The sequence below is a fragment of the Streptomyces sp. NPDC012827 genome, from assembly GCF_042900905.1.
Lineage (GTDB): Bacteria > Actinomycetota > Actinomycetes > Streptomycetales > Streptomycetaceae > Streptomyces > Streptomyces gulbargensis.
On the sequence record NZ_JBIBBY010000012.1, the window covers coordinates 169,091 to 185,013 of the forward strand.

Annotated in this window: 19 protein-coding genes; 12 read left to right on the plus strand and 7 right to left on the minus strand. The window is 75.0% G+C overall.

Annotated elements, in window-relative coordinates:
• Positions 1-6: 6 nt before the first annotated feature.
• From ACFY60_RS25525 to ACFY60_RS25545, 5 genes are all read left to right on the plus strand, one after another.
• Positions 7-1,209 (plus strand): serine hydrolase domain-containing protein, encoded by a 1,203-nt coding sequence (locus tag ACFY60_RS25525; protein WP_388616111.1) that lies wholly within the window; start codon positions 7-9, stop codon positions 1,207-1,209.
• An 87-nt stretch (positions 1,210-1,296) separates the two neighbouring features.
• Complete coding sequence (locus ACFY60_RS25530; RefSeq protein WP_388615988.1) at positions 1,297-2,079, plus strand: SDR family NAD(P)-dependent oxidoreductase; 783 nt, start codon at positions 1,297-1,299, stop codon at positions 2,077-2,079.
• A 149-nt stretch (positions 2,080-2,228) separates the two neighbouring features.
• On the plus strand, positions 2,229-2,648 hold the full coding sequence (locus tag ACFY60_RS25535) for a hypothetical protein (RefSeq protein ID WP_388615986.1): 420 nt from the start codon (positions 2,229-2,231) through the stop codon (positions 2,646-2,648).
• Between the two features lie 77 nt (positions 2,649-2,725).
• Positions 2,726-3,358 (plus strand): sigma-70 family RNA polymerase sigma factor, encoded by a 633-nt coding sequence (locus ACFY60_RS25540; RefSeq protein WP_388615984.1) that lies wholly within the window; start codon positions 2,726-2,728, stop codon positions 3,356-3,358.
• On the plus strand, positions 3,355-3,753 hold the full coding sequence (locus ACFY60_RS25545) for a hypothetical protein (protein ID WP_388615982.1): 399 nt from the start codon (positions 3,355-3,357) through the stop codon (positions 3,751-3,753). Before ACFY60_RS25540 ends, ACFY60_RS25545 begins: the two co-directional genes overlap by 4 nt.
• Positions 3,754-3,774: 21 nt before the next feature.
• On the opposite strand, the gene ACFY60_RS25550 is transcribed toward ACFY60_RS25545, so the two are convergent.
• From ACFY60_RS25550 to ACFY60_RS25560, 3 genes are all read right to left on the minus strand, one after another.
• Positions 3,775-4,086 carry a hypothetical protein gene (locus tag ACFY60_RS25550; protein WP_388615979.1) on the minus strand — a complete coding sequence of 104 codons (312 nt, stop codon included), beginning with the start codon at positions 4,084-4,086 and terminating at the stop codon, positions 3,775-3,777.
• A 190-nt stretch (positions 4,087-4,276) separates the two neighbouring features.
• Positions 4,277-4,882 (minus strand): YdcF family protein, encoded by a 606-nt coding sequence (locus tag ACFY60_RS25555; RefSeq protein ID WP_388616108.1) that lies wholly within the window; start codon positions 4,880-4,882, stop codon positions 4,277-4,279.
• 50 nt (positions 4,883-4,932) lie between these two features.
• Positions 4,933-5,391: a DUF397 domain-containing protein gene (locus ACFY60_RS25560; RefSeq protein WP_389459470.1), complete on the minus strand. Its 459-nt coding sequence runs from the start codon at positions 5,389-5,391 to the stop codon at positions 4,933-4,935.
• Here ACFY60_RS25560 and ACFY60_RS25565 point away from each other — a divergent pair.
• Entirely contained in the window at positions 5,339-5,524 is a 186-nt protein-coding gene (locus tag ACFY60_RS25565) for a hypothetical protein (protein WP_388615974.1), read from the plus strand. The genes ACFY60_RS25560 and ACFY60_RS25565 overlap by 53 nt on opposite strands.
• A 31-nt stretch (positions 5,525-5,555) precedes the next feature.
• Here the strand turns inward: ACFY60_RS25565 and ACFY60_RS25570 are convergent, their stop codons facing one another.
• From ACFY60_RS25570 to ACFY60_RS25585, 4 genes are all read right to left on the minus strand, one after another.
• Positions 5,556-6,047, minus strand: coding sequence for a YbaK/EbsC family protein (locus tag ACFY60_RS25570; RefSeq protein WP_388615971.1), 492 nt, complete (start codon positions 6,045-6,047; stop codon positions 5,556-5,558).
• Between the two features lie 163 nt (positions 6,048-6,210).
• Entirely contained in the window at positions 6,211-7,851 is a 1,641-nt protein-coding gene (locus ACFY60_RS25575; protein ID WP_388615968.1) for a penicillin-binding transpeptidase domain-containing protein, read from the minus strand.
• A gap of 186 nt (positions 7,852-8,037) precedes the next feature.
• Entirely contained in the window at positions 8,038-8,241 is a 204-nt protein-coding gene (locus ACFY60_RS25580; RefSeq protein ID WP_388615965.1) for a hypothetical protein, read from the minus strand.
• 54 nt (positions 8,242-8,295) lie between these two features.
• On the minus strand, positions 8,296-10,050 hold the full coding sequence (locus tag ACFY60_RS25585; protein WP_388615962.1) for a dolichyl-phosphate-mannose--protein mannosyltransferase: 1,755 nt from the start codon (positions 10,048-10,050) through the stop codon (positions 8,296-8,298).
• Between the two features lie 61 nt (positions 10,051-10,111).
• Between ACFY60_RS25585 and rsmI the strand changes: the two genes are divergently transcribed.
• The 6 genes from rsmI to ACFY60_RS25615 all read left to right on the plus strand — a co-directional run bounded on the left by rsmI (position 10,112) and on the right by ACFY60_RS25615 (position 15,909).
• The gene (rsmI, locus tag ACFY60_RS25590) at positions 10,112-10,957 is read left to right on the plus strand and encodes a 16S rRNA (cytidine(1402)-2'-O)-methyltransferase (protein ID WP_388615959.1); all 846 of its coding nucleotides are present in this window, start codon (positions 10,112-10,114) and stop codon (positions 10,955-10,957) included.
• Between the two features lie 243 nt (positions 10,958-11,200).
• Positions 11,201-11,623 carry a hypothetical protein gene (locus tag ACFY60_RS25595; RefSeq protein ID WP_309050305.1) on the plus strand — a complete coding sequence of 141 codons (423 nt, stop codon included), beginning with the start codon at positions 11,201-11,203 and terminating at the stop codon, positions 11,621-11,623.
• A gap of 51 nt (positions 11,624-11,674) precedes the next feature.
• Positions 11,675-12,544 carry a TatD family hydrolase gene (locus ACFY60_RS25600; RefSeq protein WP_388615956.1) on the plus strand — a complete coding sequence of 290 codons (870 nt, stop codon included), beginning with the start codon at positions 11,675-11,677 and terminating at the stop codon, positions 12,542-12,544.
• A gap of 84 nt (positions 12,545-12,628) precedes the next feature.
• Complete coding sequence (locus ACFY60_RS25605; RefSeq protein ID WP_388615953.1) at positions 12,629-13,990, plus strand: ubiquitin-like domain-containing protein; 1,362 nt, start codon at positions 12,629-12,631, stop codon at positions 13,988-13,990.
• A gap of 138 nt (positions 13,991-14,128) precedes the next feature.
• The gene (gene rsmA, locus ACFY60_RS25610) at positions 14,129-15,001 is read left to right on the plus strand and encodes a 16S rRNA (adenine(1518)-N(6)/adenine(1519)-N(6))-dimethyltransferase RsmA (protein ID WP_388615950.1); all 873 of its coding nucleotides are present in this window, start codon (positions 14,129-14,131) and stop codon (positions 14,999-15,001) included.
• Positions 14,998-15,909 carry a 4-(cytidine 5'-diphospho)-2-C-methyl-D-erythritol kinase gene (locus ACFY60_RS25615; RefSeq protein ID WP_388615947.1) on the plus strand — a complete coding sequence of 304 codons (912 nt, stop codon included), beginning with the start codon at positions 14,998-15,000 and terminating at the stop codon, positions 15,907-15,909. The genes rsmA and ACFY60_RS25615 overlap by 4 nt, the downstream gene beginning before the upstream one ends.
• The last annotated feature ends 14 nt before the right edge of the window (positions 15,910-15,923 follow it).

The window sequence follows — 15,923 nt, forward strand, 5'->3', positions numbered from 1 at the left end:
GGTCAGGTGGACGTCCAGGGCACGGTGGCGGCGGGCTGGGAGCCGGTCAGGGACGCGTTCCTGCGCAACTTCGAGGGGCGCGGCGAGCGCGGCGCGGCCGTCGCCGTCCACCACGACGGCGTGCCGGTGGTCGACCTGTGGGCGGGCACGCGGGACGCCGGCGGCGCGGAGGACGCCCACGGCAGGGACGGATCCGGCGGGCCCGCGCCCTGGACCGCGTCCACCGCGCAGGTCGTGCGCTCCGCCACGAAGGGCGTCTCCGCCGCCGTCCCCCTCCTCCTCCACCAGCGCGGCCTGCTCGACCTGGACGCCCCCGTCGCCACGTACTGGCCGGAGTTCAAGGCCGAGGGCAAGGACCGGGTGACCGTACGGCAGCTCCTCGCGCACCGCGCCGGCCTGCCCGTCCTCGACCGGCCCCTCACCCTCGCCGAGGCCGCCGACCTGCCCACCGCCACCGCCGCCGTGGCCGCGCAGGCGCCCGTCTGGGAACCCGGCACCGCCCACGGCTACCACCCCCACACCTTCAGCTGGCTCCTCTCCGGCCTGGTCCACCGGGTCACGGGCCGCACCGTCGGCCGCTGGGTCGCCGACGAGATCGCCGGTCCGCTCGGCCTCGACCTGTGGATAGGCCTGCCCGAGGCGGAGACGCACCGCGTCGGCCACCTCGGCCGCGTAGAGGAGACCGAACCCGCCGGCAGCGGCGCCCTCAGGCTCCGCCCCAAGCGCTCGGTCACCGCCGCGTACGAGGACCCGGGCTCGCTCACCCGCCGGGCCTTCGACGTCATCGCCCCCCGCCCCGACGAGAACGACCCCGCCTACCGGGCCGCCGAACTGCCCGGCTCCTCGGGCGTCGCCACCGCCCGCGCGCTCTCCCGCTTCTACGCCGCCACCCTCGGCCCGGTCGACGGGGTGCGCCTCTTCGCCCCGGCCACCGTCACCCTCGCCCGCACCGAGGAGTCCGCCGGCATCGACCGCACCCTCCTCGTCGGCACCCGCTTCGGCCTCGGCCACATGCTGCACGGCCCGGCCTCGCCCCTTCTCGGCCCCACCTCCTTCGGTCACCCCGGCCGTGGCGGTTCTCTCGGCTTCGCCGACGCCGAGTCGGGCATCGCCTTCGGCTACGTCACCAACGGCATGCGCCGGACGGTCACCGCCGACCCGCGCGCCCAGGCCCTGATCCGGGCCGTCCGCGACTGCCTCCCGGCCTGAGCCCCGCGCCGGGCCCCCGCGTCCTTGTGGCTCCCGTCCGGCGGGCCGGCCCTGGCGGGGGGCCGGGTTCGGTGCTGTGATCTCGGCATGGATCTCAGGACACGGTTCGAGGGGTACGGAGTCATGGTCACCGGCGCGGCCCGGGGCATCGGCGCGGCCGTCGCGCGGCGGCTCACCGCCGAGGGGGCCCGGGTGCTCGTCGCCGACGTGGACGAGGAGGGGGCGCGGGAGGTCGCCGGCGGCCTGCCCGGGGCGCTGGCCGTCCGCTGCGACATCGCCGACCAGACCTCGGCCGACGCGGCCGTGGCCCGCGCGGCGGAGGCCTTCGGCGGGCTGGACGTCCTCGTCAACAACGCCTTCGCCCCGGTCGAGCGGGACCGGGACCGCTTCGAGGACGAGCCCGACACCGGCTGGGAGCGGCAGCTGGACGTGACGCTGATGGGGGCCGTCCGGTGCGCCAGGGCCGCGCTGCCGCTGCTGGCGGCGGCCGGCGGGCGCGGGGCCGTCGTCACCGTGGGCTCCGTCAACGCCGAGATGGACTTCGGCGGCCACGCCTACAGCGCCGCCAAGGCCGCGCTCGGCTCCCTCACTCGCACCCTGGCGGGCGACGCGGCCCGCCGGGGGGTGCGCGTCAACCAGGTCAACCCGGGGACGATCGCCACGAGCAGCTGGGCGGGGCGCGAGGACGAACTCGCCGTCCTCGCCGAGCGCGTGTATCCGCTCGGCCGGGTCGGCACCCCCGAGGACGTGGCCGCCGCCGTCGCCTTCCTCGCCTCCCGCGACGCGGCCTGGATCACCGGGACGACCCTGCGGGTGGACGGCGGTGTGCTGGCGGTCAACACCCACTTCGGTGAGGTCCTCGGGCACTGAGCCGGGTCTTCCCGCACTTTTCCCGGCAGGTGGCGCAACCCCGGCGGGTGCCGCACGTCTGGAGGGGTGAAGGCGCCCTTCGGGAGGGCTGCGGAGTCCGGACTCCGCAGCCCTCGTCCACGTCCGTCACCGCATCGGGAGAACCCACCATGTCCAGCCACGCCAAGCGGAACCTCCGCCCCCGCCCCCGGGCCCTGGGCGTCCTCGCCGGGGCGGCGCTGCTCCTGGGCGGCGGCTTCGCCGCCCAGGCCGCCGCCGACTCCGCCCGCCCGCAGCCCGCACCGGCCGCTCCGGACCACCACTCCACCGCCCCGGAGGCGGCGCCCGCGCCGGCCCCGGCGGTGGAGGCCCCGGCCCCGGCGCCCGCCCCCGCGGTGAAGCCCGCGCCCGCTCCGGTACCGGCGCCCGCTCCGGCGCCCGCGAAGCCCGTGCCCGCCCCCGTCACGGCGCCCGCGCCTTCCCCCGTACCGGCGCCCGCTCCCGCTCCCGCGGTGAAGCCCACCCCGGTACCCGCTCCCGCCGAGGAGGCGCCGCGCGTGGCCGCACCGGGCACCGGCATCGGCAAGTAGAAGCACCAGCACCACCCCAGGAAGCGGGCCGGGTCGCCGTGGTGGCCCGGCCCGCCTCCCGCAACGGATCGAGGCCCATGCAGTACGCCCTTCCCGCAGCGCCGCCCCGCTGGTTCCGGCTGCTCGCCCGCCTGACCCGGCCCGAGGCCACGGAACGCCGCGAGGCTCCCGCGCGGGCCCGCAGGCTGCGGGTGGTCGACGGCCCGCCGTATCCGGAGGAGCCACCGCCCACGCTCACGGAGCTGTACCGGGCCCGGCGCGTCGATCTGGTGCGGCTCGCGGTCTTCCTGGTGGACGACCCGCACACGGCCGAGGACGTCGTACAGGACGCGTTCGCCGCCGTGTGCCGGGCGCACGGTACGTCCCTGACGGGTCTTCAGGACCCGGGGGCGTACCTGCGCACCGCCGTCGTGAACGCCTCCCGTTCCGTCCTGCGCCGGCGCCGTACCGCCCGGGCCTACACCCCGCCCCACGAGGGCGCGGGCCCGGCGGTGGACGAGCGGCTGCTGCTCGCCGAGGAACACCGGCTCGTGCTCGACGCGCTGGCGGGCCTGACGCGCCGCCAGCGGGAGGTGCTGGTGCTGCGTTACTGGTCGGAGCTGTCCGAGGCGGAGATCGCGCGGACGCTGGGCCTCTCGCGCGGCACGGTGAAGTCGACCGCGAGCCGCGCGCTCGACGCGCTGGAGAAGAAACTGGGGGAGGTCCGATGACTCCGCGCACGACTCCGTACGAGGAGGAGCGCCGCGCCGCGACCGAGGAACGGCTGCGCGCCGCCCTGACCGCCCGCGCCGCGCTCGTGACCCCGCACAGCCTGCGCCCCGGGGTGCCGCCGCAGGGCCCGCAGCGCGGGGCCCGCCGCACCCGCGCGTTCGCGTGTGCCGTCCTCGGCGCGGCGGCGGTGGTGGCCGTCTGCCTGCTGGCCCTCCTCCCGGCCGACCGCCCGGTCCCGCACCCCGCCCCCGTACGACCGGCAGGCCCCCCGCCGGCGAGCGAGCCACCCCTGCCCCGCCCCCTCACGCCCACCCCGGTTGCACCGGAGCCGCTGCCCGACCCCCCGACCGTCCGGCCCTCCTGGACGGCGCCCACCCCTGATCGGGCTCGGTGAACCGCGTGCGGAGACGCGGGTTCACCAGCCCCAGGTGTCGGGGGAGGTCGCGGTGGGCAGGACGCCGATGCCGTAGTCGCTGATGGTCACCACCACGTACCGGTCCCCGTCGAAGCAGTTCAGCTGGTACTGCCGGCCCCGCTCGCTCCAGCTCCACATGTCGTCGCGTCCTCGCTCGGGCGAGAAGGCCGCACGTCGCGACATGGCGCAGGGCTCCAGACCGTTGACGTCGATGTCCACGGTCCGACCGGCCCCGTTCCACGAGACCGTGCCCTTCAGGGGCTCCTTGGTCAGATTGAGAACGAAGAACTCGAACGTTCCGCTGTCACTCATGCTGTCTCCCGAGGTGCAAGGGAAGTGCCCGGCCGGCACCCGGTGCCGATCCTTCCGAGACCGTTCCGGCCTGCCCATCCCCCGGAGGAGTGCGGGGAGGGGCGTGCGGGAGCGTTGCGGGCGTAGGCGGGCCGCAGGATTGCGCCCGCCCCCACGTCCCGCTCCCGGCCCGCGCGGGACGGCGAACCTCCTAGGAGCGCTCCTCCGCGAGCAGACGCCCGGTGAACCCGGCGTCGCGCAGCCGCCTGTACGCCGCCGCCACCGGGGCGGGGATCTCCTGTTCGATCATGAAGCCGCGCGCGGGGTAGGCCAGCAGCCGCTGCACGGCTCCGACGAGCATGTCGAGCACGAGCCGGGGGTCCCCGATGCCCGCCACGTACGCGTCCAAGTCCGCTCCCGACGACGCGCAGACCACCTCGACCTCCGGCCACAGCTTCCGCGCGGTCGCATAGGCCCGCCGCTCCTCGTACGGCTTGCTGACGAGCAGGACGGACGCCACCCGGACGCCCCGCGCGGCGAGCAGTTCCCGGGAGAACCGGATGTTCTCCCCGGTGTTCCGCGCCGCACCCTCCACGAGCACCGCCTCCGCCGGCACGCCCATCTCCAGGGCCCGCTCCCGGTAGTGCTCGGCCTCGCCCCGGGGCATCCGCTCCCGCGTCGTCGGGCTGTTCGCCCCGGTGAACACGAGGAGCGGCACCAGCCCGCCCAGGTACATCCCCGCGGCCACCTCGGCCACCCCGAGATCGTGACTCCCGAGCCCCACGGCCACGGAACAGGGCCGGGGCGCGTGCCCCATCCGCTGGAAGTCCCAGAGCACCAGGGCGTCCGCCCGGTGGCGTTCGGAGATCACGGGTCCCTCCGGCTCCGGAGCCGTGAGGTCGTCAGCGCGCACGACGCCCACGCCTCCGCCCGGAAGAGGAGGCGGGGCCTGGCGGGGTTCCGGCTGTCGCGCACGGGGGCGGTGCCGACGAGGTGGTCCCGGACCTCGACGCATTGCCCGTGGCCGCTGCCGTGGCTTCCGCTTCGCCAGGCCGGACCGGCGGAGTACCGCTGCACGTCGGACACCTCCTCCAGTCCTGTGCTGCCGCAACCGTAACCCCGTGGTCGGCAGCCTGGCCGCCGCGTGGGGTGTCGGGAACCGGGAGGGGCCCGGGAAGCTGGTGTGGGCGGAGGTGGCCGTGGGGAGGGAGCAGGGGTGAACCGGGCGACGGAAGCGACGTGTGGGACCCCGCGGCGGGCGAGGCTCTGGGCCTTGCGGCCGGACCGGTCGGGCAGTGGGCCGATCACCGAGGCGGAGTGCACCACCTGCCTCGAAGGGTCCGGCGCGGCGGACGACGGACGGGGCCCCGCCCTGTGGTGCCTGGCGCACACGCAGGCGACGGGACACACCGGCTTCCGCCGCATCCGGACGGACTTCTTCCGCGCCGCCACCTCCTGAGGGCCGCCCCGCCCTCAACCGGCCGCTCTGTTCACACGGACGGTTCCCGGACGTCCGCCAGGGTGGCACCGGCGTGGGTGACCAGGGACTTCGGGTCCAGGGCGAAGACGGTGTGCGGGTTGCCCGCCGCCGCCCACACCAGGTCGTGGTCGAGGAGTCCGCGGTCGGCGATGACCCGGGTGCGGGTGCGGTGGCCGAAGGGCGGGACGCCGCCGATCGCGTATCCGGTGGTCTCGCGGACCACGCGCGCGTCGGCGCGGGTCACCTCGCCGGCCCCCAGCTCCTCGCGGACCCGCTCCACGTCGACCCGCGAGGCACCGTCCATGAGGACGAGGACCGGCACCCCGTCGGCGGCGAAGATCAGTGACTTGACGATCTCGGAGACCTCGCAGCCGATCGCCTCCGCGGCCTGCTGGGCGGTCCGCGTCTCGTCCGGGAAGCGCCGGATCTCCACGTCGAGCCCCAGCTCCCGGAGGGCGGCGGCGAATTGGGGGTGGGCGGCGGAAAGGTCGTCTGTGGCCATGGCGGCACGCTAGCGGGGGCCGGCCGAGCGGTGCGACCGGGTTTCACCCCGCACCGGCCCGCCGCCGGCGGACCGTGAACCCGGCGGGCTCCGGACCGCGCACCGGCACCCCCGCCCCCGGGCCGTCACCTTCCGGCCGTGAGGGGCGGGGGCACCCGGGAACTCAGCCCGCCTTCAGGACCCGGGCCACCACCCGGCCCGCCGCGTCCGCGCCGTGACCGCCGGACTCGACGACCGCGCCGGCCGCCAGGTCGCCGGAGTAGGCGGTGAACCAGCTGTTGGACATGTCCCGCCCGTCGACCTCGGCGGAACCGGTCTTCGCGCCCTTGGGCGCCGGCACCCCGGCCATCACGTCGGCGGCGGTGCCGCCCGGAGCGGTCGTCGCGCGCATCATCCGCCGCAGCCCGGAGGCGACCTCCGGGGAGAGCGGCCCGGTCGTGGCGAACTCCCGGTCGCCGACGCTCGCCGGGACCAGGTACGGCTGGAGGAAGCCGCCGTTGGCGACGGTGGCGGAGAGCGAGGCCACGTTCAGCGCGTTCATCGTGATCTTGCCCTGGCCGATGTACGAGGCGGCCGTCTCGACCCCGCTCGACTCGGGCACCGAGCCGTCCTCGGTGGAGACGCCCACCGACCAGGTGAGGCCGATGCCGAAGGAGTCGCGGGCGGTCTCACCGAGAGCGGTGTTGTGGACGCCCTTCGCCTTCAGGGGCGTGATGGCCTTGACGAAGGCGGTGTTGCAGGAGCGGCGGAACGATTCCGTGAGCGTGCCGTCCTTGATCTGGAACTTGTCGAGGTTCTGGATGGTGTAGCCGTCCCAGGAAGCGGTCGGCGGGCACTCGACCACCGTGTCGGGGCCCGCGACGCCGTGCTTCATCATCATCGCCGCGGTGACGATCTTCATCGTGGAACCGGGGGCCTGCTTGCCCTGGAAGGCGGTGTTGAAGCCTTGCGCGGGGCTGTTGGCGACGGCCCGTATCGCGCCGGTGGACGGCTCGATCGCGGTGACCGCCGCCTGGTCGTACGCCGCGACCGCCTTCTCGGCGGCGGCCTGCACGTCCGCGTCGATGGTGGTCCTCAGCAGCCCCGGTTCCCCCTTCGACAGGACGAGGAGGGTGGTGTCGGGCACGGACGAGCCGCCCGACTCGATGACGGTCTCGACACCGCCCTTGCCCCCGGCGGCCGCGCCGTACCGGCTGCGCAGCTGGTCGATGACCGGCCCCAGCGAGGGGTACTTCTCCGCCGTCAGCTCCTTGCCGTTCCGGTCGACGGCCTTGACCGGCCCGGTCTTCGAGGGGCCGGTGTGCAGGGTGCCGCTCGCGGTCAGCTTCGGGTGCAGGACGGACGGCTGCCACTTCACCAGCGGCCGGCCGGTGCTGAGCCCGCGCACCACCGTCAGCCGCGAGCTGTACGTCAGCGGCTTCGACAGGCCTTCGTACGTGACGGTCGCCCGCACCGTGAACGGCACCGTCGTCCCCGTCGCCGGCCCCGGCGTGATCTCGGCCGCCGAGACGGAGGCGCCGCTGCGGAAGCCTGCGAGCGCGGTCCCGGCGTTCACCGGGTCGTCGGTCAGCTGGGCCGCCCGGTCCGCCTCCCCGGCCGCCCAGGCCGCGAGGAAGTCCTTCGCGGTCGTCCCGGTCTCCTCCGGCGTGACGGGCCCCGACCTCGGCGCCTCCCCGGCCCGGGTCCCCACGGACGTGCTGCCGCCCGTGATGCCCGTCCACAGGTTGTAGCCCCCGTAGCCGACGCCGCTCGCCACGACGACGAAGACACCCCCCACGATCGCGACCTTGGCTCCACTGCGCATGGCTGCGCCTCCCCTCCCCAGGTGGACGAGAGAGTCAAACAGCCGTCAGATACGTGTGTCGAGCAACTTTCGACGCCTGTGTCACAACCGGTACCTCACCGACCTGTTCCGGCCACCCGGCCGCCGGTATGGCCGATCACCCCACCCCGACCATGATCCGCCGGAGCCGGCCCCGGCCGCGCCTCTTCACCGTTCCACGGTCCCCGCCTCCGCACGCAGGCGCCGCACGTCCCGTACGAGCGCGTGCAGGGCGCCGGCGAGGACGACCGCTCCGGCGGCGATCCAGAGAGCCGATGCCCCGGAGCGGTACTCGCGCACGGCGGCGACGAGCAGCATGGCGCCGGCGAGAACGCCGAGGGCCGAGATCAGAGTGCTGATGCGGTGAGCCACGCGGACATCATCACCGACGCCCTCGCCCCGGGGGAGTGGTGCGAACACATCGGTCTACACCCACGTGTCCAGCCACATCCTCGCCCGCCACTCGTCCAGCGGGATCGGCGTCGCCGTGTAGATCGGCCAGAAGTAGATGAAGTTCCAGACGATCAGCAGCACCAGGCAGCCGGCCGTCACCACGCCGATCGTGCGGCGGCGTTCGGAGGAGCCGCGGGGGCCGATGATCGCGCCCAGCAGCATGGCCACCGCCAGGCACAGGAACGGCACGAAGACGACCGCGTAGAAGAGGAAGATCGTGCGCTCCTGGTAGTGGAGCCAGGGGAGCCAGCCGGTCGCGACCGCGCAGGCGATCGCACCCGCGCGCCAGTCCCGGCGGAAGGCCCAGCGCCAAAGGACGTACAGGAGGGCGAAGCAGGCGGCCCACCAGAGGAGCGGGGTGCCGAGGGCCAGGATCTCCTGGGCGCACTTCTCCTTGGCGGTGGCCGGGCAGCCCGCGGTGCCGGGGGCCGGGGACTCGTAGAAGTAGGAGACGGGCCGGCCGAGCACGATCCACGACCACGGGTTCGACTCGTACGTGTGCGGCGAGGTCAGCTTCACGTGGAAGTCCCACACCGCGTACTCGTAGTGCCACAGGCTCCGCAGCCACTCCGGCAGCCAGCTCCAGAAGCCGCCGCCGTCCAGCTTGTCCTGGTCGGCCGCCCAGGTGCGGAAGTAGCCCTTGTCGGAGGCCAGCCAGCCCGACCAGGTCGCCAGGTAGGTGGCGAGCGCGACCGGCACCGTCGACACGAAGGCCGGGACGGCGTCCCGCTTGAGCATCGACACGTACGGGCGGACCGCGCCGGCCGTCCGCCGGGCGCCCACGTCCCACAGGACCGTCATCAGGCCGAACGCCGCCAGGAACGTCAGACCGTTCCACTTCGTCGCCGCGGCCAGGCCCAGCATCACCCCGGCCGCGATCCGCCACGGCCGCCACCCCAGGCCCAGCGTCTCCGCGATCTCCGCGTCCGGCCGCAGCACCCCTTCCTCGTCCTCCGGCAGCGCCCCGGCGAGGCGCCGCCGCGCCCGGTCCCGGTCCACGATCAGGCAGCCGAAGGCCGCGACCAGGAAGAACATCAGCACCTGGTCGAGGAGCGCGGTCCGGCTCATCACGAAGTGCAGGCCGTCGACGGCCAGCAGCAGACCGGCCAGGCAGCCCAGGAACGTGGAGCGGAACAGGCGCCGGCCGATCCGGCAGATCAGCAGCACGGACAGGGTGCCGAGCAGCGCCACCATGAAGCGCCAGCCGAAGGGCTCGAAACCGAAGATCTTCTCGCCGAGGCCGATGACCCACTTGCCCATCGGCGGGTGGACGACATAGCCGGGGTCGGTCGGAATCGGTACGGACCCGGGGTCGACGAGGATCTTCTTGTCGACGTCCTTCGGCCAGGCGCCCTCGTAACCCCGGTTGATCAGCGCCCAGGCGTCCTTGGCGTAGTACGTCTCGTCGAATATCACCGCGTGCGGCTTGCCCAGGTTCCAGAACCGCAGCACGCCGGCGATCGCCGCCACCAGCAGCGGACCGCCCCAGGCCGAGAGCCGCCACAGCCGTTCCGCCAGGGCCGGGCCGATCCCGAACAGCTGCCACAGCCGCTCCGAGGGCCGGGCGTACGGCGGGTCGAGCCGGTCCCGCAGGCCGATGGCGAGCGTGCCGGTGGCGGGCGGGCGGTAGCCGAAGCGCCGCAGCCTCTGCTGCCAGGAAGAGGGCTCTGCCACGGTCGGTGCCATGGGGTGCTGGCCCTCCAGGGCCTCGGGTGCGGTACTCGTCACCGCGCCATCGTAGGGAACGCTTCGGTGCGCGTCGCCTGTCCGGGCTGGGAGGATGACCCGTGTGACAGGAACGCTGGTACTCGCAGGGACCCCCATCGGTGACATCGCGGACGCCCCGCCGCGCCTCGCCGCCGAGCTGGAGAACGCGGACATCGTGGCCGCCGAGGACACGCGGCGGCTGCGCGGGCTGACCCGCGCGCTCGGCGTCCACACCAAGGGCCGGGTCGTCTCGTACTTCGAGGGCAACGAATCGGCCCGTACGCCGGAGCTGGTGGAGGCGCTCGCGGGCGGGGCCCGGGTGCTCCTCGTGACGGACGCGGGCATGCCGTCGGTCTCCGACCCCGGCTACCGGCTCGTCGCAGCCGCCGTCGAGCAGGACATCAAGGTGACGGCCGTCCCCGGCCCGTCCGCCGTGCTCACCGCCCTGGCGCTCTCCGGACTGCCCGTGGACCGCTTCTGCTTCGAGGGTTTCCTGCCGAGGAAGGCGGGCGAGCGGCTCGGCCGCCTCCGCGAGGTCGCCGGCGAGCGGCGGACCCTCGTCTACTTCGAGGCCCCCCACCGGCTCGACGACACCCTCGCCGCCATGGCGGAGGTCTTCGGCGCCGAGCGCAGGGCCGCCGTGTGCCGCGAGCTGACCAAGACGTACGAGGAGGTCCGGCGCGGGTCGCTGGGCGAGCTGGCGGCCTGGGCGGCGGAGGGCGTACGCGGCGAGATCACCGTCGTCGTCGAGGGCGCCCCGGAGCCGGGCCCGGCCGAGCTGGACGCGGAGGAGCTGGTCCGCCGGGTGAGGATCCGCGAGGAGGCGGGTGAGCGCCGCAAGGAGGCCATCGCGGCGGTGGCGGCGGAGGCGGGGATCCCCAAGCGCGAGGTGTTCGACGCGGTCGTCGCGGCGAAGACCGCGCGCTGATGGCGGGGGCGCCCCCGCCCGCCCCGTACCTCCCGGCCGCCGGGGCCCGGCCTCGCGCCTCGCGGGCCGTCGGGCCGGGAAAAGGGCAAAGAGTTAATCTGAAAGGCAAAGCCGAATCCGGCGCCGGGACTCTTCGCAGAGCGTTTCGGCAAGGGAAAGCCCAAGAGAATTCCACGGTTCTCCCCCCGCTGATGCGCTCCGGCCCGAAAAGGCGTCCACTGGACCCAGTGGAGAGGAGCTGGCATGACCGAGATCACCGGCACCGGCATATCCGTCGCCCATGAGGCGTACGCCTTCGCCTGTATGCGGTGCGGATACGGCTGGGAGCAGGCGTACGACATCGAGCACCACGTCGACGCGGCCGGCCAGGAATTCGTCGTCTACAAGGCCGGAGGAGAGCGGGTGCCGTCCCCGCTGTCCAGCCCCACCTGCATGAACTGTGGCGGGCACGTCGTCCGCATCATGCGCGCGGGGCAGGTCTCCTCGGTTCTGGACACGGTCGCCGCGACCGAGCGGCACCAGCCGGGTGTGCGGGCGGCCAAGCCCGTCTCGCCGGCGGGGCCGATCGGTCAGGAGCTGACCGAGGAGTACCCGGAGCGGCCCCCGGTTCCGCACCACTGGCACCTCGCGGATCTGCTGCGTCCTTTCCGCCACCGGGACAGGTAGCACCCGGGCCGCGCGGCGTCCGTGCCGCGCGGCCCTCGTACGATCGGGGCCATGAGTGCCAAGGACGCCCCGCCGCCACTGCCCGAACCGCTCCTCGTGGAGGTCGCGGACTCGCACACCCACCTGGACATGCAGTCGGGGACCGTCGAGGAGGCCCTGGCGAAGGCCGCCGCCGTCGGCGTCACGACCGTGGTGCAGGTCGGCTGCGACGTGAAGGGCTCCCAGTGGGCGGCCGAGACCGCCGCCGCCCACGCCCAGGTGCACGCGGCCGTCGCCCTGCACCCCAACGAGGCCCCGCGCATCGTGCTCGGCGACCCGGACGGCTGGTCCCGGCAGGGCGCCCGGGAGGCCGGCGGCGACGCGGCCCTGGACGACGCGCTCGCCGAGATCGACCGGCTCGCGGCCCTGCCGCACGTCCTCGGCGTGGGCGAGACCGGTCTGGACTTCTTCCGCACGGGCCCCGAGGGCATGGCCGCGCAGGAGCGTTCCTTCCGCGCCCACATCGAGATCGCCAAGCGGCACGGCAAGACCCTGGTCATCCACGACCGGGAGGCCCACGCCGACGTGCTGCGCGTCCTGGACGAGGAGGGCGCGCCCGAGCGGACCGTCTTCCACTGCTACTCCGGGGACGCCGACATGGCCCGGATCTGCGCGGCCAAGGGCTACTACATGTCCTTCGCCGGCAACGTCACCTTCAAGAACGCCCAGCCGCTGCGGGACGCCCTCGCCGTCGCCCCGCTGGAGCTGGTCCTGGTCGAGACCGACGCCCCGTTCCTCACCCCCGCGCCCTTCCGGGGCCGGCCCAACGCCCCGTACCTGATCCCGGTCACCGTCCGGGCGATGGCGGAGGTGCGGGGCACGGGGGAGAACGACCTCGCGGAGGCCATCGCCGTGAACAGCGCCCGCGCCTTCGACTACTGAGCCGCGCGGACTTCCATAACGGTTACGCCACGTAGCCGGGTCGTCATGCGGAGTGACCCGCCGAGGGGCTAGGGTCCCGGCCTCGTGAGCACTTCCCAGGGCAGTCACCGGGCCGGACGGCGCGGGGCCGGCGCGCCGGCCCTCCCCCTGCACGAGCAGCCGACGCAGGCCGCGCTGGTCCTCCCGACGGCTCCACCGCCTCCGCCCCCGCCCCCGCCCGTGGCCGCGCCCCCGTCGGCCGGTCCGGCCGCGCCGACCCTCCCGGCGGTCACCGTCCCGGCCGTCGTCCCGCACCAGGGCTCACGCGCCGGTTCCCGCCGGGCGGCACGGCGCCGCAAGGCCGCCGGGGCGGGCGCGGAGGGGCTGCGCCGGCTCGTCCCACAGGCCCTCGTCGTCGCCTTCCTCGCCGGCGGCACCAGCGCCTTCGTCGCCGACGACAAGGCGGTCCGGCTCTCCGTGGACGGCGTACCGCGCACCTTCCACACCTTCGCCGACGACGTCTCCGAACTCCTCACCGACGAGGGCGTCGCCGTCGGCGACCACGACATCGTCGCCCCGGCGCCCGGCCACGCCCTCACCGACGGGGACGAGGTCGTCGTCCGCTACGGCCGCCCGGTCACCCTCACCCTGGACGGCACCCGCCGCCAGGTGTGGACCACCGCGCGGACCGTCGACGGGGCCCTGCGCCAGCTCGGCGTCCGGGCCGAGGGCGCCCACCTGTCCGTCTCCCGCTCGGCCCCCATCTCCCGGCGGGGCCTCGCCCTCGACGTCCGCACGGAACGCGCGGTCACCTTCCTCGCCGACGGGCGCGAGCGGACCGTCCGCACCAACGCCGCCACCGTCCGCGAGGCCCTCGCCGAGGCCGGGATCACCCTCTCCGGCCAGGACACCACCTCCGTCCCGGCCGGGAGCTTCCCGCGCGACGGCCAGACGGTCACCGTGCTCCGCGTCACCGGTTCCCGGCAGGTCCGCGAGGAGGCGATCCCGTACGCCGTCGAGCGCGTCCGTGACCCGGACCTGTTCGCCGGCACGGAGGTCGTCGAACGCCAGGGCGTCCAGGGCGTCCGCCGCGTCACGTACAGCCTGAGGTCCGTCAACGGCGTCGCCCAGCGGCCGCGCAGGACCGGCGAGGAGATCGTCCGCGTGCCCGTCAGCCGCAAGGTCAGGGTCGGCACCCGGCCGCTGCCGCCTTCCGTCGCGGGCGCCGACGGCCTGAACTGGGCCGCGCTCGCGGCCTGCGAGTCCGGCGGACGCCCGGACGCCGTCGACCCCTCCGGCACGTACGGCGGGCTCTACCAGTTCGACCCCGCCACCTGGCGGTCCCTCGGCGGCGACGGCGTCGCGCAGGACGCGCCCGCCGCCGAGCAGACGTACCGGGCGAAGAAGCTGTACGTACGGCGCGGCGCGAGCCCCTGGCCGCACTGCGGTCGCCGCCTCCACGGCTGACCAAGCCTGTATCGGTCGGCCGCCCCAGGTGCCCCGCCCGCCCGCGCCGGAACCGCGTCCGGGTCGCGGGAGCCGCCGCCCCGCCCGCCGGCCGGTGAGCCGTAGGAGGCGCGCGCCCGTGCCCCGTAGGCTGTACCGGTGAGCACCACCACCGGCCCCGACGGCCCCGACGCCCTCCTCGGCCCCGCCGACATCCGTGAACTGGCCGCCGCCCTCGGCGTGCGGCCCACGAAGCAGCGCGGCCAGAACTTCGTCATCGACGCCAACACCGTCCGGCGGATCGTCCGCACGGCGGAGGTCCGCCCCGACGACGTCGTCGTGGAGGTGGGTCCCGGCCTCGGCTCCCTCACCCTGGCCCTCCTGGAGGCCGCCGACCGGGTGACGGCCGTCGAGATCGACGACGTGCTCGCCGCCGCCCTGCCGGCCACGATCGCCGCCCGCATGCCGGAGCGGAAGGACCGCTTCGCGCTGGTCCACTCCGACGCCATGCACGTCGAGGAGCTGCCGGGCCCGGCGCCGACCGCGCTCGTCGCCAACCTGCCGTACAACGTGGCCGTGCCGGTCCTGCTGCACATGCTCGACCGCTTCCCGACCATCGAGCGGACCCTCGTCATGGTCCAGGCCGAGGTCGCCGACCGGCTCGCGGCCCGGCCGGGGAACAAGGTGTACGGCGTGCCGTCGGTGAAGGCGAACTGGTACGCCGAGGTGAAGCGCGCCGGTTCCATCGGCCGCAACGTCTTCTGGCCCGCGCCGAACGTGGACTCCGGCCTCGTCTCCCTCGTCCGCCGCGCCGAGCCGGTGGCCACCACCGCCTCCAAGGCGGAGGTGTTCGCGGTCGTCGACGCCGCTTTCGCGCAGCGCCGCAAGACCCTGCGGGCCGCCCTCGCCGGCTGGGCGGGCTCCCCGGCCGCCGCCGAGGAGGCCCTCGTCAAGGCAGGTGTCTCGCCGCAGGCGCGGGGCGAGGCGCTGACGGTGGAGGAGTTCGCGCGGATCGCGGAGGCCAGGGCATGAGCGCGCCCACGAGCGTGACCGTACGGGTCCCGGCGAAGGTCAACGCGCAGCTCGCGGTCGGCGCCGCCCGCCCGGACGGCTTCCACGACCTGGCCAACGTCTTCCTGGCCGTCTCCCTGTACGACGAGGTGACGGCCACCCGCGCGGACGCGCTGACGGTCACCTGCGAGGGCCCCGACGCCGACAAGGTGCCGCTCGACCGCACCAACCTGGCGGCGCGGGCGGCCGAACTCCTCGCCGCCCGGCACGGCATCGAGCCGGCCGTGCACCTGCACATCGCCAAGGACATCCCCGTCGCGGGCGGCATGGCGGGCGGCAGCGCCGACGGCGCGGGCGCCCTCCTGGCCTGCGACGCGCTCTGGGGCCTGGCGACCCCGCGCGCCGAACTCCTGGAGATCTGCGCCGAACTCGGCTCGGACGTGCCGTTCAGCCTGGTCGGCGGGGCGGCCCTCGGCGTCGGGCGCGGCGAGCGGCTGACCGGCCTGCCCGTCGGCGGCCCCTTCCACTGGGTCTTCGCCGTCGCCGACGGCGGACTGTCCACCCCGGCGGTGTACGGCGAGTTCGACCGGCTCACCGAGGGCGTGGACGTCCCCGTGCCCGCCGCCTCACCGGCCCTCCTGGAGGCCCTGGTGACCGGTGACACCACCGCCCTCGCGGACGCCCTCGTCAACGACCTCCAGCCGGCGGCGCTCTCGCTGCGCCCCTCGCTCGCCGCGACCCTGGAGGCCGGCACCGGCGCGGGCGCCCTCGCGGCCCTCGTCTCCGGCTCGGGTCCGACGACGGCGTTCCTGGTGAAGGACGCGGACGCGGCGCGGACGGTGGCCGACGCCCTGATCGCCTCGGGCACCTGCCGCACGGCCCGGGTGGCGACCTCCCCGGCCCCGGGGGCCACCGTCCTGACGGACTGACACCCCGGCGTCCG

Coding starts and splice junctions, on each gene's coding strand:
- ACFY60_RS25530 (WP_388615988.1), top strand. CDS start 1,297: ATGGATCTCAGGACACGGTTCGAGGGGTACGGAGTCATGGTCACCGGC.
- ACFY60_RS25535 (WP_388615986.1), top strand. CDS start 2,229: ATGTCCAGCCACGCCAAGCGGAACCTCCGCCCCCGCCCCCGGGCCCTG.
- ACFY60_RS25540 (WP_388615984.1), top strand. CDS start 2,726: ATGCAGTACGCCCTTCCCGCAGCGCCGCCCCGCTGGTTCCGGCTGCTC.
- ACFY60_RS25545 (WP_388615982.1), top strand. CDS start 3,355: ATGACTCCGCGCACGACTCCGTACGAGGAGGAGCGCCGCGCCGCGACC.
- ACFY60_RS25550 (WP_388615979.1), bottom strand. CDS start 4,086: ATGAGTGACAGCGGAACGTTCGAGTTCTTCGTTCTCAATCTGACCAAG.
- ACFY60_RS25555 (WP_388616108.1), bottom strand. CDS start 4,882: ATGGGGCACGCGCCCCGGCCCTGTTCCGTGGCCGTGGGGCTCGGGAGT.
- ACFY60_RS25570 (WP_388615971.1), bottom strand. CDS start 6,047: ATGGCCACAGACGACCTTTCCGCCGCCCACCCCCAATTCGCCGCCGCC.
- ACFY60_RS25575 (WP_388615968.1), bottom strand. CDS start 7,851: ATGCGCAGTGGAGCCAAGGTCGCGATCGTGGGGGGTGTCTTCGTCGTC.
- ACFY60_RS25595 (WP_309050305.1), top strand. CDS start 11,201: ATGACCGAGATCACCGGCACCGGCATATCCGTCGCCCATGAGGCGTAC.
- ACFY60_RS25600 (WP_388615956.1), top strand. CDS start 11,675: ATGAGTGCCAAGGACGCCCCGCCGCCACTGCCCGAACCGCTCCTCGTG.
- ACFY60_RS25615 (WP_388615947.1), top strand. CDS start 14,998: ATGAGCGCGCCCACGAGCGTGACCGTACGGGTCCCGGCGAAGGTCAAC.